This window comes from Aeromonas eucrenophila (genome assembly GCF_000819865.1).
Taxonomy (GTDB): domain Bacteria; phylum Pseudomonadota; class Gammaproteobacteria; order Enterobacterales; family Aeromonadaceae; genus Aeromonas; species Aeromonas eucrenophila.
On the sequence record NZ_CDDF01000005.1, the window covers coordinates 596379 to 612083 of the forward strand.

The 15705-nt window shown below is 62.3% G+C and carries 12 protein-coding genes; 6 read left to right on the forward strand and 6 right to left on the reverse strand.

All coding sequences use genetic code 11. The annotated features are described in order from the left end of the window. The first annotated feature begins 81 nt into the window (after positions 1-81). Both ylqF and BN1124_RS06665 read left to right on the forward strand, forming a co-directional pair. Positions 82-1032, forward strand: a complete 951-nt coding sequence (gene ylqF, locus BN1124_RS06660; RefSeq protein ID WP_042640244.1) for a ribosome biogenesis GTPase YlqF — start codon at positions 82-84, stop codon at positions 1030-1032. Between the two features lie 468 nt (positions 1033-1500). Continuing rightward, entirely contained in the window at positions 1501-2649 is a 1149-nt protein-coding gene (locus BN1124_RS06665; protein WP_042640245.1) for an MFS transporter, read from the forward strand. 158 nt (positions 2650-2807) lie between these two features. On the opposite strand, the gene BN1124_RS06670 is transcribed toward BN1124_RS06665, so the two are convergent. The 3 genes from BN1124_RS06670 to dinG form a co-directional block, all read right to left on the reverse strand. Next, a complete protein-coding gene (locus BN1124_RS06670) occupies positions 2808-3704 on the reverse strand; it encodes a histone deacetylase family protein (protein WP_042640246.1) in 897 nt (298 codons plus the stop codon). A gap of 68 nt (positions 3705-3772) precedes the next feature. Continuing rightward, on the reverse strand, positions 3773-4432 hold the full coding sequence (locus tag BN1124_RS06675; RefSeq protein ID WP_042640248.1) for a YccT family protein: 660 nt from the start codon (positions 4430-4432) through the stop codon (positions 3773-3775). 156 nt (positions 4433-4588) lie between these two features. Then, positions 4589-6661, reverse strand: coding sequence for an ATP-dependent DNA helicase DinG (dinG, locus tag BN1124_RS06680; RefSeq protein WP_042640250.1), 2073 nt, complete (start codon positions 6659-6661; stop codon positions 4589-4591). 385 nt (positions 6662-7046) lie between these two features. On the opposite strand from dinG, the gene BN1124_RS06685 reads away from it, so the two are divergent. From BN1124_RS06685 to BN1124_RS06695, 3 genes are all read left to right on the forward strand, one after another. Then, the gene (locus BN1124_RS06685) at positions 7047-8090 is read left to right on the forward strand and encodes a porin (RefSeq protein WP_042640251.1); all 1044 of its coding nucleotides are present in this window, start codon (positions 7047-7049) and stop codon (positions 8088-8090) included. A gap of 209 nt (positions 8091-8299) precedes the next feature. After that, positions 8300-9241: a hypothetical protein gene (locus tag BN1124_RS06690; protein WP_042640254.1), complete on the forward strand. Its 942-nt coding sequence runs from the start codon at positions 8300-8302 to the stop codon at positions 9239-9241. A 173-nt stretch (positions 9242-9414) separates the two neighbouring features. Further along, positions 9415-10605, forward strand: a complete 1191-nt coding sequence (locus BN1124_RS06695) for an amino acid aminotransferase (RefSeq protein WP_042640255.1) — start codon at positions 9415-9417, stop codon at positions 10603-10605. Positions 10606-10707: 102 nt separating this feature from the next. On the opposite strand, the gene BN1124_RS06700 is transcribed toward BN1124_RS06695, so the two are convergent. The 3 genes from BN1124_RS06700 to BN1124_RS06710 all read right to left on the reverse strand — a co-directional run bounded on the left by BN1124_RS06700 (position 10708) and on the right by BN1124_RS06710 (position 13385). Next, the gene (locus BN1124_RS06700; protein ID WP_042640257.1) at positions 10708-12225 is read right to left on the reverse strand and encodes a helicase HerA-like domain-containing protein; all 1518 of its coding nucleotides are present in this window, start codon (positions 12223-12225) and stop codon (positions 10708-10710) included. Positions 12226-12375: 150 nt separating this feature from the next. Beyond that, positions 12376-12873, reverse strand: coding sequence for a DUF2062 domain-containing protein (locus BN1124_RS06705; RefSeq protein WP_042640259.1), 498 nt, complete (start codon positions 12871-12873; stop codon positions 12376-12378). After that, a complete protein-coding gene (locus BN1124_RS06710; RefSeq protein WP_042640262.1) occupies positions 12870-13385 on the reverse strand; it encodes a DUF2062 domain-containing protein in 516 nt (171 codons plus the stop codon). The genes BN1124_RS06705 and BN1124_RS06710 overlap by 4 nt, the downstream gene beginning before the upstream one ends. 28 nt (positions 13386-13413) lie before the next feature. On the opposite strand from BN1124_RS06710, the gene BN1124_RS06715 reads away from it, so the two are divergent. Then, on the forward strand, positions 13414-15639 hold the full coding sequence (locus BN1124_RS06715) for a DNA internalization-related competence protein ComEC/Rec2 (protein ID WP_082041466.1): 2226 nt from the start codon (positions 13414-13416) through the stop codon (positions 15637-15639). Positions 15640-15705: the final 66 nt, after the last annotated feature.

Genomic DNA, 15705 nt, shown 5'->3' on the forward strand with positions numbered 1-15705 from the left:
TCCACCATCGCTCGCCGTTTTTGTTGCCGGTCACAGCCGCCAGCCACAGAGCGCCCGCAGTCCTTACAGAGAGTCACGGATATGTCCATCAACTGGTTCCCAGGCCACATGCACAAGGCCCGCAAAGAGATTGCCGAGGTCATGCCCCAGGTCGATGTCATCATCGAGATGCTCGACGCCCGCATTCCCTTCTCCAGCGAGAACCCGCTGGTGCCCGAGCTGCGCGGCGATACTCCGGTGATCAAGGTGCTGAACAAGGCGGATCTCGCCGATCCGGCCATCACCGAGCTGTGGGTGGCGCACATGGAACAAGAGAAGGGGATCAAGGCCTTGCCACTGACCCAGCAGGAGCCGGAGAAGATCAAGGCGCTGCTGACCCTGTGCCACGAGATGCTGCCGGACAGAAACTTCGACCTGCGCGGGGTGCGCGCCATGATCATGGGCATCCCCAACGTGGGTAAATCCACCCTGATCAACACCCTGGCCGGGCGCACCATAGCCCGCACCGGCAACGAGGCGGGGGTGACCAAGTCCCAGCAGCGGATCAAGCTCGACAACAACGTCATCCTGACCGATACCCCGGGCTTCCTGTGGCCCAAGCTGAACCCGCCCTCCTGCGGTTACCGGTTGGCGATCACCGCCGCCATCAAAGACACTGTGTTCGACTACGCCGACATCGCCATGTTCGCGGCCGATTACTTCATCAAGGCCTATCCGGAGCGCATCAAGGCACGCTACCAGATTGCGGATCTGCCAGAGACCGAGATAGAGCTGCTGGAGCTCATCGCCCGCCAGCGCGCCTTCGTGCGCAAGGGCGGCCTGGCTGACCTGCACAAGGCATCCGAGATCCTGGTCAACGAGTTCCGCTCCGGCTTGCTGGGGCGCATCTCCCTGGAGACGCCTGAGATGGTGAGCACCGAGATAGTGGAAGCCGAGGCCGACGCCGCGCAGAAGGCTGCAGAGAAGGCCGAGCGGGAAGAGGAGCGCCAGGCGCGCGCCCGTCGCAAGTACGCCAAGAAGCGTCAGAAATAGCCGCCATTGTGCTTGGTATGAAGAAGAGGCGACCCCAGGGTCGCCTCTTCTTTTTGATGTCCATGGTCAGGGCTGGGGTCAGCACAGTTGCCAGGCAAGGCAGTGACGCACCTCGGCCGACACTAGGGTGTGCCGTCTCGAACGGGGCGAGGGGCAGGGGGAGCAGCTGCTGCCAGTCGATGTCATCGACTGATTTGTGTTTGACCTGCCTCACTGCTGGGCAGCAACAGCACGTCTTTATCTTTATGCTTTAGCTAGCATCTTTGGCATGAATTTACATTCTTTTTCAGTCAAATATCTCGTCAATAAAGAAGATAAATTTGGCGTCGAGCAGGCACTTCGCGGTGAAGATTAGCGGCTAAAACCGCTGGATGAAAAAAAGCCGCTCGGGCCATCTCAGGCAGATTGACAATCCAATCGGCGGTGGCATGATGCGCTCGCATTTTGCCTCTCTTCAGGGTTTCCCCCATGACCATCTACACCCGACCAGTGCTGTTATTGCTCTGTGGCCTGCTGCTGCTGACCCTGGCCATCGCGGTGTTGAACACACTAGTGCCGCTCTGGCTTGCCCATGAAAAACTGCCGACCTGGCAGGTGGGCATGGTCGGCTCCTCCTATTTCAGTGGCAACCTGCTGGGGACCCTGCTCGCGGGGGCGCTGATCAAACGGGTCGGGTTCAACCGCAGCTACTACCTGGCGTCCCTGATCTTTGCCGCCGGCTGTGTCGGCTTAGGGATCACCCTCGGCTTCTGGAGCTGGCTCGCATGGCGATTCATCGCCGGGGTCGGCTGCGCCATGATCTGGGTGGTGGTGGAGAGCGCGCTGATGTGCAGCGGCACCTCCCGCAATCGTGGCCGCCTGCTGGCCGCCTACATGATGGTCTATTACGTGGGCACTGTGCTGGGGCAACTTTTGGTCAGCAAGGTGCCGACGGGCCTGATGGAGGTGCTGCCCTGGGTGACGGCGCTGGTGTTGGCGGCCATCTTGCCACTGCTGTTCACTCGCATCGTGCACGAGCGCGGCGAGCATCAGGCCACCACCCTGGTCTGGCCCATGCTGCGCCTGCGTCAGGCCCGTCTCGGTGTCAACGGCTGCATCATCTCCGGCATCGTCTTGGGATCCCTCTATGGGTTGATGCCGCTCTATCTGAACCATCAGGGAGTGAGTGATGCCGGCATCGGCTTCTGGATGGCGGTAATGGTGAGCGCCGGCATCCTGGGGCAGTGGCCCATCGGTCGCCTGGCGGACAGATTCGGGCGATTGCCCGTGTTGCGGGTCCAGGTGTTGGTGGTGATCCTGGGGGCCATGGCGATGCTCGGCAACGCGGCCATGGGCCCGGCGCTGTTTATCCTCGGGGCTGCGGGTTTTACGCTCTATCCGGTGGCCATGGCCTGGGCCTGCGAGAAGGTTGAACAGCATCAGCTGGTGGCGATGAACCAGGCGCTGCTGCTGAGCTACACCATCGGCAGCCTGCTCGGCCCGACCTTTACTTCGCTGCTGATGCAGCACTACTCGGATAAGCTGCTGTTTGTCATGATCGCCGGCGTCTCCCTTGTCTACCTGCTGATGCTGCTACGTAAAATGGGCGAGCATCCGACGCCGGTGGCCCATGCCTGACGACTCAAGGGGCGCAACGAAAAAGTCTGTAACGGGTAGGCCTGATTGGCGGGAAAAAACGCGGTAGAACACTGTTGTGCTTTATATAAAGAAGAGGCGACCCTGGGTCGCCTCTTCTTTTTGGAATGTGGGAAGTCATAGGCACGCGACGGCGCGGTCTAGCCAAAGTGGCGCCGCGCCTCCTCAAACAGGGACAGGTGCAGCGGGATCAGTTTTTGCCAGTCGCGCCGGTAGCCGCCACCCGGCACGGCGGCGATGGCCAGGCCATGTTGCTTGGCACAATCGAACACCATGGCGTCCCGCTGGCGCACGCCCCCATCGCTCAAGGCGAGGTAACCGAGCTCATCGGCCTGATGCACATCCACCCCGGCCTGATAGAGGATGAGATCGGGTTGGTATAGGCGCAGCGCCAGCGAGAGCGCCTGCGCCAGGGTGCTGAGGTAGGCGTCATCCTGCATGCCGGTGGGCAGCGGGAAATCGAGGTGGGAGGCCGGCTTGTCGCGGGGGAAGTTGTGCTCCCCGTGCAACGAGAGGGTGATGATGTCACGGCTGCCGGCGCACAGGGCCGCGCTGCCATCCCCCTGATGAACATCGAGATCCAGGATCAGCACCCGATCGCAGCGCCCCTCGTCGAGACAAACCTGCGCCGCAATCACCAGATCGTTGAACAGGCAGAAACCGCTGCCAAAGTCCCGGTGGGCATGGTGGTAGCCGCCGGAGATCTGCAGGCCGCAGCCGTGCTCGAGGGCGTGGCGGCTGGCGGCGATAGTGGCCCCGACCGAGTGCAGGGTGCGTTCAATCAGCATGGGAGACCAGGGAAAGCCGAGCCGGCGGATGGCCTGCAGATCGAGCCGGCCGGCGAGGGCCGCGTCCACATAGTCAGCATCGTGGACGCGCGCTAGCTGCTCCCGGCTGGCGGGGGAGGCCAGTGCCAGCGGATAACCCTGCTCCGAGAGGGCATCATGGAGTGCCTGATACTTGGCCAGGGGGAAGCGGTGGCGCTCGGGCAGTGCCAGGGAGGAGTAGCTGCGGTGGTGGAAGATGCGAAAGGACATAGTCTCGGCTCAACAAGGTATGAAAAAGGGGAGCCTGGGCTCCCCTTTTTGCTGGCACGCGAGCGCCATTATTGCTGCTGGATCACCCAGATCTGGAAGGCTTTGCGGGTCTCCGCATCGGCCTTGTTGTACCAGCTCTGCAGCTGGGTCAGGGCTTCCGGGTTGCTCTGGGCCTTGCTTGGCGCCACTTCGACCGGCGCGCTGGCGGCGGCCATCACGGCGGCGGTGGAGACGGCCACTGTAGTTGGCTGATTAAAGGCCTTGCCCATCTTCAGCAGCTCCTGCTGGTAGTCGCGGGTCAGCTGGAAGCCACCTACTTTTGGCATGACGAACTGCTCGCTCTCCAGCACCTGGCCGCTGGCCTTGTCTTTGAGGACCACTTTTTGATCCTTGACGAACAGCTTGGCCTCGCTTTCGTTGCGCGGCTTCTTGTAGTCCAGCACCAGGGTCTGGTTGTCGGCGGCGGTGAAGTTGATCACCAGGGGCTCGGCGGTCACCAGCTTGGTGTCGCTGCGGTTGGAGTAGTTGCCTTCGAAGGCCACCACCAGCTGGTGCTTGCCAGCACTGATGGGGAAGCTGCTGGTCTTGTCAAGCAACTTGGGGTTGATGGACTCACCATCGAGCAATTGAGTGACGTAGGGATTGCTTATTTCCAGTTGGCTAACAGCCAGGGCGCTACCTGCCCACAACAGACCAGCCAAGGCTGGCACCAGAACAGTCAGTTTCATTTCATCTCCTTGAACAGTCAGGCAAGTGCCCACTGAAAAATAGGGGCTCATTTTTACAGGTTTGCCACAGGGCGGCAATAGCCGTTTATGGCGTTCCCGCCGGGGATTTTCGCGTTTTTTATCTTCAAGTTGTCCGCCGCCAGTCGATCGTACGGCTTATTCGATCCGTCGGGTGAAGGGAGGCAGGGCGTCGAGCAGCCCCTTGCCATAGCGTTTGGTGAGCAGGCGCCGGTCGAGTATGGTAACCCTGCCCCGATCGGCTTCCTTGCGGATGAGACGACCGCAGGCCTGGATGAGTTTGCGGGAGGCCTCCGGCACCGTCAGCTGCAGGAAGGGGTTGCCGCCGCGCTGCTCGATCCACTCGGCGGTGGCCTCCTCCACCGGGGAGTTCGGCACCGCGAACGGCAGCTTGGTGATCACCAGGTTGGTGAGGTAGTGGCCGGGCAGGTCCAGCCCCTCGGAGAAGCTGCCGGTGCCGAACAGGATGCTGGCCTGGCCGCCGTCACACTTCTGCTTGTGCAGTGTCAGCAGGGCGCTGCGGGACGCTTCCCCCTGTACCAGCAGGGAGAGACCCTTGGCCCGCAGCCCTTGTGCCACCTCGTTCATCTGCTTGTAGGAGGAGAACAGCACCAGGCTCGCCTCCTTGCCCGCCAGCAGGCGTGGCAGTACTTCGACAAGCTCCTGGGTGAAGGCAGGGGCGCTCGGCTCATTGACCATCTTCGGCAGATAGAGCTCGGCCTTGTGGTAATCGAAGGGGGAGCGCAGGCGCAGATAGCGGGTGCCATCGTGTTCTTTCAGCCCCACCTGATGGCGGAAATAGCTGAAGGAGGAGAGGGCGGTGAGGGTGGCCGACACCAGCACGGCGCCGAGGCACCTCGACCAGAGCCACTCCTCCAGCAGATAGCCCACCTCGATGGGGGAGGCGTGCAGCCAGATGTCGCCATCCTCCCCCTTGACCATCCAGCGCGCCATCGGCGTCTTGCCGGTCGGCACGTGGCGGCTCAGCATCTCCCACAGGGCGCAGAAGCTCTCCAGTCGCTGCAGGTGGAAACCGCTCTCGGCCAGCAGGGGTTCGGCCTCCTTGCGACGGATTTCGCCGTCTTTGAGGGCCTCGCCGATGGCACCCTGCATCCGGTCCAGGGCGCGCAGCGCCTTCTTGCTCGCCTCTTTCAGATTTTCCGCCAGCATGGGCAGCGGATCTGGCAAGACGCCATCGGCGAATCGGCAGTGTTGCTCGTGGCCAAACAGGTGTTCGTTGCTGCCGAGCCACTGCTCCAGCGCCTTGAGATCAGGTTGCAGGGAGGCCAGGGCATCCTGCAGCTTGAGCTGGGGATCGAGCAGGCTCTCCTTGTTGAGGGCCCGGGCCAGCTTGCCGGCACTCTGCACCAGTTTCTCCAGCCAGCGACGGGAACCCTTGACACTGGCCGAGGCAGCGCCGTGATCCCGCGCGATGGTGGGCAGGTGGTGGGCTTCATCCAGCACGTAGATGCACTCGTCCGGGGGGGGCAGGATGATGCCTCCTCCCATGGTGAGATCGGAGAGCAGCAGGGCATGGTTGACCACCAGCACGTCGGCTGCGTCCATGTCGTTGCGGGCGCGGTGGAAGGGGCAGTGCTGGTGGTGGCTCAGGGCCTTGTTGCAGCTGTGACGATCGGCGGCGATCCGCTCCCAGCACAGGTCCGGGATGGGCTTGGGCCAGTTGTCTCTATCGCCGTCCCACTTCCCGTCCGTGTAGGCCTGCCACAGCGCCTGATAGCGATCCTTGTCGGCATCGGAGGGCTTGTGCTTGCTTAAACTCCCGAAATCCAGCTCGAAGTTGGCCATCTCGACGCCGTTTGCGGCCTGCTCCAGCAGGTGTTCGCAGCAATAGCGCTGGCGCCCCTTGACCAGCATGAAGCGAAACGGCAGCTCGCTGTGGCGGTGATAAAACGGCAGGTCCTTGTGGATCAACTGCTCCTGCAGGGCGACGGTGGCGGTGGAGATCACCAGTTTTTTCTGGGTGAGGCGCGCCACCGGGATGGCACCCTGGGCATAGGAGAGGGATTTACCGATGCCGGTGCCCGCCTCGGCCACCAGAATGCGACGAGCCCGGTCGTATTCACCGGTCAGCGTCTTGGCGATTTCGGCCACCAGAAAATTCTGCTCCTTGCGCGGCACAAAACCGGGTAAGCCATCGGCAATCTGGCGATAGGTATTGCGAATGGTGGCTTTGAGGCGAGTTGATAGCATGAATGGGGCGTGACCGTATCGGAGGTGAATGCGCACAGGATACCCGCAACAGACGGGCGGGGTCGAGGCAAGCGGAGGCAGGCTCCGATGCTCGAACATTGCACTTATAGTATGCGGACTCATTGCGGTGCAATAAACCACCATAAAGTGGCGATTCAGGCAGCGACTATCGCTGTAAACGTTTTCCCTGACGGGGTAAACAATGTGGGATTCAGCTCACAAAATTTTCGCTATGACTATGCTTTTCGCAAAAAGTTCAAAGTTTTTTCATTGCGGATTGGAAAACCCGGTGATAGTCTCGGCGCCATAGTGATGCAAAGAACATCGCTAACACAGGGAATAACAAGGACTTAGTGTTTAATTACAGTAGGCATTGGAAACAACTATGAAAAAGACAATTCTGGCAATCGCAATCCCGGCTCTGTTCGCTTCTGCTGCTAACGCTGCGGTCGTTTATGACAAAGACGGCACCTCTTTTGATATCTACGGCCGTGTTCAGGCTAACTACTACGCAGACCACAATAAGCTCGACGACAATGGCAACTCGGTTGATGTTGATAGCGAACTGATCGGTACCTCCCGTCTGGGTTGGTCCGGTAAAGTTGCTCTGAACAACACCTGGTCTGGTATCGCCAAAACCGAGTGGCAAGTTTCTGCCGAGAACTCCGACAACAAGTTTGACTCCCGTCATATCTATGTTGGCTTCGATGGTACCCAGTACGGCAAGATCATCTTCGGCCAAACCGACACCGCGTTCTACGACGTGCTGGAGCCGACCGATATCTTCAACGAATGGGGTGATGCCGGTAACTACTACGACGGTCGCCAAGAAGGTCAGATCATCTACTCTAACAGCTATCAAGGTTTCAAGGGCAAGCTGTCCTATCAGACCAACGATGATACTGTCGAGAAGATTGCCGATGTTGGTGGTGATATCAAGAAGACTATCTTCCCGAATGTTAAGCGCAACTACGGCTATGCAGCTGCCGCCGGTTACGACTTCGACTTCGGTCTGGGCTTCAATGCCGGTTATGCCTACTCCGATCTGGAAGGCAAGACCAGTACTGACAGCGGTGACAAGTCTGAGTGGGCTCTGGGCGCACACTACGCTATCAACGGTTTCTACTTCGCCGGTGTTTACACCCAGGGCGAGCTGAATAACGACACCACCAGCTTCGAAGGCAAGGGTCGTGGTTACGAGCTGGCTGCTTCCTACAACGTAGACGCCTGGACCTTCCTGGCTGGCTACAACTTCAAGGAAGCCAAGAACAACACCACTCAGACCAGCTACGAAGACCAGGTTGACGAAACTCTGCTGGGTGTTCAATACAACTTCACTTCCAAGCTGAAGGCGTACACCGAGTACAAAATCCAGGGTATCGACGACCTGGACGACGAGTTCACTGTTGCTCTGCAATATAACTTCTAATCCAGTCTTAGCACTGAGTTAGTGGATAAACGGCCAAGCTTGCTTGGCCGTTTTGTTTTATCTGTCGTCCGTCGTCCTGTTACCTCCTCTGTCCGTCATTCCCCCTGCGCCAGTTCACGTTGTCTCTTTTTTACCCTTGGCTCGCTTCCCGTAAATCGCTAGATTATTCAATTCGTTGAAAGATGGTCGACCCACAGGGAAGGATGCGTTTGATCGATTTCAGTCACCCCGAGTGGCAAGCACTGGCCCGGCAACTGCTGACCGAGGCTCCGCTGGCTCTTCGTGGCCGCCAGTGGCAGCCGCTGATCGGCATGCTCAGGGACAACCAGCTGCTGATCACCCTCGGCAATCACCGCTATGAACTGACCCCGGCCGGCCGCCGCTACCTCACCCGCGAGCTGATGCTGGCCGAAATGAGCTGTGCGCCACCTGAGCCGGAGGAGTGGTTGCAGGCCCAGGGTTGGCAGCTGGGAGAGCGGGTCAACGAGCGGGTGCTGGCGGCGCTCTACCGCAAGGGGGAGGGAGCGTTCAGCCCGGTTGAGCAGATCAACTTTGAAGACAAGGGCATCAGGTTGTGCGGCGATCAGTCGCTCAGGCTGCGTGCCGCTCGCCCCTTCAGCCTGTTCTTCAGCGGCGGCACCCTGCTCGATGCGACGCCCTGGCTGCAGACTCTGGGGGAGGTGGCATTGCCTGCGCGTACCCTGGCGGGGCTTGGCAAGATCCTGTGGGGAGAGGGGGACATCCAGCGGGTGATCAGCACGGATTCCGTCGGCATCTTCACCGAGCTGGCGCTGCCGGAAGATGTCCTGCTGGTGTGGGCCCCGGCGCTGGAGCCCGGCGCCCTGCAATCCCTGATCGCCGCGCTGCCGCCCCACACCCTCTGGAGCCATCTCACCGCCCTGGATCCCGCCGGCGTGGACAGGGTACAGGTGCTGGCCCAGCGACTGGGCCGCCCGCCCAGCTGGTGGCTGCCGCGGGCACTTGCCCCCATCAAGGCGGCCTATGCCGCCCCCTTGCAGGGTTCTCGTCCCTGGGAGCCGAGCCGGATCCCGCGACCCTTGCTGGCACTGTGCAGTGATCTGATCGAATCAAACCGTGGTTTGTCGGCCGAGGCGTGCGCCCTGGCACCCGACTGGCATGCCATTGGCTGACATGGCCGCAGTGCCTCTCGAAAAAGCGGTTTTCCCCTACGGAAGGCGATGGTATAAAGAGTTGACGGAACGCTTGCCAATCTGGCGTTTTTGTCCGCCGCTTTTCGTTTGCTGCTTTTTGTTTCAAAAAAGCGCCTGACACCCCACACATTCAATGGAATACAGGGACTACCATGTTTGAAAAGGTTGTTGCCGCCCCAGCGGATCCTATCCTGGGCCTGACCGAAGCTTTCCGTGCCGATACTTGCAGCCACAAGATCAATCTGGGGGTCGGAATCTACAAGGATGAGACCGGCGCCACCCCCATCCTTCATTGCGTCAAGAAGGCCGAGCAGAAGCTGCTCAGCGACGAGAAGACCAAAAACTACCTCGGCATCGAAGGCAACATCGAATACGGTCGCATCGTGCAGCAACTCTTGTTCGGGCAAGACTCCGCACTGGTTGCCAGCGGCCGGGCCAAGACGGCACAAGCGCCAGGTGGTACCGGTGCCCTGCGCATCGCCGCCGAGTTCGTGGTGCGCAACGGCCTGGCCAAGACCATCTGGATCTCCGATCCCACCTGGGCCAACCACGTCAGCGTGTTCCAGTCCGCCGGCCTCACCGTGAAGTGGTACAAGTATTACGATGCCGCCACCAAGGGGCTGGACTTTGCCGCCATGCAGGCGTCCCTCTCCGAGGTGCAACCCGGGGATCTGGTGCTGTTGCACGGCTGCTGCCACAACCCGACCGGCATAGACCCCACCACCGAGCAGTGGCAGGCCCTGGCCAAACAGAGCGCGGCCGCAGGCTGGTTGCCGCTGTTTGACTTCGCCTATCAGGGCTTTGCCCGTGGCATCGAGGAAGACGCCGAGGGTCTGCGCATCTTCGCCGTCTGCCACGACGAGCTGCTGGTGGCGAGCTCCTTCTCCAAGAACTTTGGCCTCTATAACGAGCGGGTCGGTGCCTTCACTCTGGTCAGCGCGAGCAAGGCCGTGGCCGACGTCGCCTTCACCCAGGTGAAGACCGTCATTCGCGCCAACTACTCCAACCCGCCGTCACACGGCGCCGCCGTGGTGACTGCCATCGTCAGCGATCCGGCCCTCTATGCCGAGTGGGTAGAAGAAGTGACCGCCATGCGGGTGCGGATCCGTGAGATGCGCGAGCTGCTGGTGGAGAAGCTGGCGGCCCTCGGGGTGAGCCAGGACTTCGGTTTCATCCGCGAGCAGAACGGCATGTTCTCCTTCTCCGGTCTCTCCAAGGATCAGGTGGAGCGCCTCAAGAGCGAGTTTGCCATCTATATCGTCGGCTCCGGCCGGATCAGCGTGGCCGGGATCACCCGCTCCAACATCGATCCCCTGTGTGATGCCATCGCCAAGGTGCTGTAAGCCTGGCTTGAGGTGATCACCCGAGCCGGATGATCACAGACTCGACAGCGTAAAAAGCCCGCCATATTTGGCGGGCTTTTCTATTTTTGTCTGTCTGCGGGATCAGCGTCGGCTCTTGCCCCCCAGCAGGGAGCCAAGCACCCCGCGGATCAGCTGCCGCCCCACCTCGTTGCCCAGGGTGCGGGCCACGCTCTTGGCGGCGGTCTGCACCACGCCGTCGTGCTGGCCACCACGGGGGCCGGTGCGGCCAAACAGCATGCCGTTGAGGGCGTCGAGCAGGCCTCCGCCCGCCGGTTGGGTCGACTGAGCGGGGGTCAGGTCGGGTTTATTCTCGGCCTCGGTTTTGTCTCCGTGACTCAATCGCTCGAAAGCAGATTCCCTGTCCTCGGTTTTTTCATAGCGGCCGTGGAGCAGGGAGCCCAGGATCAGCGCTTGACGCTCGGCCTCCGTGAGTGGCCCGATCCGGCTGGCGGGTGGGGCGATAAAGGCGCGCTCCACCACGCTGGGGCGACCCTTCTCATCAAGCAGGGAAACCAGGGCCTCGCCAACCCCGAGCTCGGTGATGACACCGGCCGCATCGAAGGCCGGGTTGGCCCGCAGGGTGTTGGCGGCAATCCGCACCGCCTTCTGATCGCTCGGGGTGAAGGCGCGCAGGGCATGTTGCACCCGGTTGCCGAGCTGCCCCAGCACGCTGTCCGGGATATCGGCCGGGCTCTGGGTCACGAAGTAGATGCCGACGCCCTTGGAGCGGATGAGGCGCACCACCAGCTCTATCTTCTCCAGCAGCGCCTTGGGGGCGTCGTTGAACAGCAGGTGGGCCTCGTCGAAGAAGAACACCAACACGGGCTTCTCAGGATCCCCCACCTCGGGTAACTGCTCGAACAACTCGGACAGCAGCCAGAGCAGGAAGCAGGCGTAGAGCCGGCTGGACTGGGTCAGCCTGGCCGCCGCCAGCACATTGACGTGGCCCCGGCCGGTCTGGTCGGTCTGCAACAAGTCCTGGATATCCAGCATGGGCTCGCCGAAGAAGTGATCGCCCCCCGCGCTCTCCAGGGTGAGCAGGTTGCGCAGTATGGCGCCGACGGAGGCGGTGGAGACATTGCCGTAGCGGGTGGTGAGGAACTTGGCGTTCTCCCCCACGAACTGCACCATGGCGCGCAAGTCTTTCAGATCGAGCAGCAACAGACCCTCGTCGTCCGCCACCTTGAACACCAGCTCCAGCACCCCGCTCTGGGTATCGTTCAGGCCGAGCAGCCGGGCCAGCAGCAGGGGGCCCATGTCGGAGACGGTGGCCCGCACCGGATGGCCCTGTTCGGCAAACAGATCCCAGCAGAGGGTGGGGCAGGGGGCAAAGGCGGGGGCCCCGATGCCGAGCTGGGCGAGGCGGGCATCCATCTTGGAGGAGGGAGTGCCAGGGGCCCCGAGGCCCGCAAGATCTCCTTTCACGTCTGCCAGAAAGACCGGCACCCCGAGGCGGGAGAAGCCCTCCGCCATCACCTGCAGCGTGACTGTCTTGCCCGTGCCCGTGGCGCCCGTGATGAGGCCGTGGCGATTGGCGAGGGCGGGCAGCAGGGAGATGGGACGGCCATTGGCATAGGCGAGGATCAACGGTTCGGCCATGGTGGGCTCCTTGTCTAGGATCGGGCGATGCTGATGGTGTTAAGGGGAAAGAGGGCTACAAGGAGTGTGGTGGTTGAGTCAAGCGATGGCAAGCCGGGCACGCAGTCAGCGCGGACTCAGGGCTTGCCATCCCTGTGATGGGTCAATGGCTTAGGGTGTGTGGGGGCGGCGCTTGCCCAGTCTGGTCAGTTGCAACAGCAGCAGGGTGATCAGGGCGCCGGTGGCGGCGGTCAATACCGCCAGCAGCAGGCTGCCGAGCAGGAAGGGAGGCACCAGGGTGGCCGCCTCGTGCTCCAGCCAATGCAGGGACCAGGTGAGGTGGAAGGGCTCCGGAGTCTGCTGCAGCACCAGGCAGCCGGTGCGATAGGCCCACAGATACATGAAGGGCAGGGTCAGCGGGTTGTTGAACCAGACCGCCAGCAGGGCCAGCGGCAGGTTGAAACTGAAGATGAGGGCCAGCGCAACCGCGACCAGGGAGTGCATGGGCATGGGCACCCAGCTCGCGAAGATCCCCGATGCGATGGCGCCACAGAGCGCCCGACGGCCACCCTGCCACAGCGCCGGGGCAAACAGCCGCTCGCCGAACAGGGCGAACCATTTCTGCTTGCGCAGGGAGTCGGGATCCAGCTTGAAGCGAGAGAGGTTCATGCCTGGGCTCCTCGGCGCTGGCGCCATCGGCGCACCACACTCAGCCGCCACAGCAGAAGGGTCGCGAGGTAGCCGCACAGCGCACTGATGCACGCCAGCAGCAGGGCGCCAAGCAACAGCGGTGGCGCCACCGTCTCGAAGACGGAGCTCAGCCAGTGCCAGCTGAATTCGATGTCGATATCCTGGGAGGGGCTCCCCAGCAGCAGGCAACCGAGCTTGTAGGCACCATAGAACATGGGCGGCATGGTGACGGGATTGGCGACCCAGCACAGGGCCACCGCCAGTGGCAGGTTGGCCCGGCAGACGATGGCGCCACCTGCGGCCAGCAACATCTGAAAAGGCACCGGGATCCAGGCCATGAAGAGGCCGACCCCGACCGCGGCCGAGGCACTGCGGCGGTTGAGATGCCAGAGATTGTTATCCAGCAGCAGGCTGCCGAACATCTTCAGGTGTTTGTGAGTCTTGAGCGCGTCTTGATCGGGTAGCCAGCGCTGGATGAGATGTTTGGGCATGATTGAAACCTTGCTAAATACTTGCTCCATGGATCTGCGTCTGTTGTCGTTTGCCCTGGGGGCAAGCTCCTCATTGCTCTGGCCATGGTTACCTTCAGTCGCATGGGGGGGCGTCTTGCTGTCCCTCGCCATTCCCCTCGCATATTACCGCCATTGGCGGCTGTTGTTCCTGGTGTTCGGCATGCTCTGGATGCAGGCCAGCTTGCCGTATCGGCTTGGCTGGCTGGCGCTGCTGGCGGAGCAGACGAACCACATCATAACCGCACGGGTACAAAGTACGGAGCCATCAGGTGAGAAACCGGGTGATAAATTTGTCCGCCTGCTGCTGCGAGTGGAATCCCTCGATGAGCGAACGCTGGCCCCGGCGCCCCTGGTGCGGATCAACGCCTATCAGGCGCTGCCGCCGATCCCCGCCGGCAGTCGCATCACCCTGGTGAGCAGCCTCAAGCCTGCCCACGGCCTCGCCAACGAGGCGGGAATGGATGGGCGACGGCTGCTGCTTGGCAAGGGGATCACCGCCACCGGCAACCTGCGCCGGATCGTCGAGACCGAGGCGGCGGCCCCAGGCTGGCGCGATCGCTGGCTGGCGCAGGCGAATGCCGGTTGGCAGGGGCTGCCCCATGCCCCCTTGTTGGCGGCGCTCAGCTTCGGCGAGCAGAGCGGCATCACGGATGCGCAGTGGGAGCTTTTTCGCGGCAGCGGCCTGACCCACATCATCGCCATCTCCGGCCAGCACATCGCCCTGGTGGCGGTGCTCGGCTGGTGGCTTGGGCGGCTGTTCGGGTTGCGTGGCGCCATCCTGGTCTCCCTGCTGTTCGCCGCGACCTACAGCGCCCTGGCAGGCTTTGCGGTGGCGACCGAGCGGGCGCTCATCATGGTCGCGGTCTGGAGCCTACTGCGCTGGTTGAAACGAGACTGGCCCAGCCACCGGATCTGGCTGTGGGCCTTCGTGGTGCTTTGCCTCTGGGACCCCTTCGCCCTCTATTCGGCCGGTTTCTGGCTCTCTTTCATGGCGGTGGCGCTGTTGCTGCTGGCGGGATATCTGGAGGCCAAGCCCGGTCTGGTGCGGCTGCAGATCCTGCTGCTTCTGGGGCTGCTTCCGCTGCAACTGCTGCTGTTCGAGGGCATGGCGCCGCTGGCCCTGTTGCTCAATCTGCTGGCACTGCCGCTGTTTTGTCTCGGCATCATCCCCCTCGCCCTCATCGGCGTCCTGATTGCCCCCCTGTCGACCACTCTCGCCCACGGCCTGTTCTGGTTGGCGGATCTCGGGTTGGAGTGGGTGCTATGGGGACTGAGCCTGCTGGCTGAGCATCTGCAGCTCTGGTGGCCGGTACCCGGCTGGCTGATGCCCACCAGCCTGTTGCTCATCCTGCTGTGGGCGGGCTGGCAACTGCCGGTGGCGCGCAGCCTGCTGATCCCGGTGGTCGCCGCCCTGGGGCTGGCCTGCTGGCCGGCACCTGTGCCCTGGCAGTTGCGGGTGCTGGACGTGGGGCAGGGGTTGTCGGTGCTCATCACCCGCGGGGAGCGGGGCATCCTGTATGACACCGGCGATCGCTACCCCGGCGGCTACAACATGGCCGATGCCGCCATCTTGCCCCAGCTCAACCGGCTCGGGGTGCGAGTGCTGGACCAGCTCATCATCAGCCACAAGGACAGGGATCATGCCGGCAATCGGCAAGCCATCTTGCAGGCGGTGCCGGTGCGGCGCGAGCTCTCCTCGTTCAAGTTTGATCAAGGCACCGAGCTGTGTCGGCGCGGGCAGCGGTGGCACTGGCAGGGGCTCGAGTTCGCCGTGCTCTGGCCCGAGCGGCCCGGGGGCGGCCACAACAACGACGGTTGTGTGATGCAGATAAGTGACGGCCAGCAGCGCATCCTGCTAAGCGCCGATATCGAGAAGGAGGCGGAGCGTCGGCTGCTCGAGCTGGAGGGCAAGGGGCCAGCCAGCATGCTTTCCAGCACAATGCTGGTCAGTCCGCACCACGGTAGCCGAACCTCCTCGACACCGGGGTTCGTGGCAGCAGTGCATCCCGAATTTGTGGTGCACAGCGCAGGCTATATGAACCAGTGGCAATTTCCCCGCCCCGAGGTGGTGGCGAGATATGCGGCCGCGCGGCAGTGGGTGACCGGTCAGGATGGGGCCGTGTTGGTGGAGCTCGGCGATGCCGGGCTAGAGATCCGGGCCGAACGTGAGCAGGGTCCTTGGTATAGACGCGGTGGTGCCTGGTGGCAGCCGAAGCTTTGGCCAGAGGAATAAGCCGAGATTTACCATCTGTTTGCCAGCGGTGGCAGGAAATGGTGGAAATTTGGCCCGATGGGAACG

Bases quoted from the DNA above. Each gene is read 5' to 3' on its own strand.
- ylqF (WP_042640244.1), top strand. From the start codon at position 82: ATGTCCATCAACTGGTTCCCAGGCCACATGCACAAGGCCCGCAAAGAG.
- BN1124_RS06665 (WP_042640245.1), top strand. From the start codon at position 1,501: ATGACCATCTACACCCGACCAGTGCTGTTATTGCTCTGTGGCCTGCTG.
- BN1124_RS06670 (WP_042640246.1), bottom strand. From the start codon at position 3,704: ATGTCCTTTCGCATCTTCCACCACCGCAGCTACTCCTCCCTGGCACTG.
- BN1124_RS06675 (WP_042640248.1), bottom strand. From the start codon at position 4,432: ATGAAACTGACTGTTCTGGTGCCAGCCTTGGCTGGTCTGTTGTGGGCA.
- dinG (WP_042640250.1), bottom strand. From the start codon at position 6,661: ATGCTATCAACTCGCCTCAAAGCCACCATTCGCAATACCTATCGCCAG.
- BN1124_RS06685 (WP_042640251.1), top strand. From the start codon at position 7,047: ATGAAAAAGACAATTCTGGCAATCGCAATCCCGGCTCTGTTCGCTTCT.
- BN1124_RS06695 (WP_042640255.1), top strand. From the start codon at position 9,415: ATGTTTGAAAAGGTTGTTGCCGCCCCAGCGGATCCTATCCTGGGCCTG.
- BN1124_RS06700 (WP_042640257.1), bottom strand. From the start codon at position 12,225: ATGGCCGAACCGTTGATCCTCGCCTATGCCAATGGCCGTCCCATCTCC.
- BN1124_RS06705 (WP_042640259.1), bottom strand. From the start codon at position 12,873: ATGAACCTCTCTCGCTTCAAGCTGGATCCCGACTCCCTGCGCAAGCAG.
- BN1124_RS06710 (WP_042640262.1), bottom strand. From the start codon at position 13,385: ATGCCCAAACATCTCATCCAGCGCTGGCTACCCGATCAAGACGCGCTC.
- BN1124_RS06715 (WP_082041466.1), top strand. From the start codon at position 13,414: ATGGATCTGCGTCTGTTGTCGTTTGCCCTGGGGGCAAGCTCCTCATTG.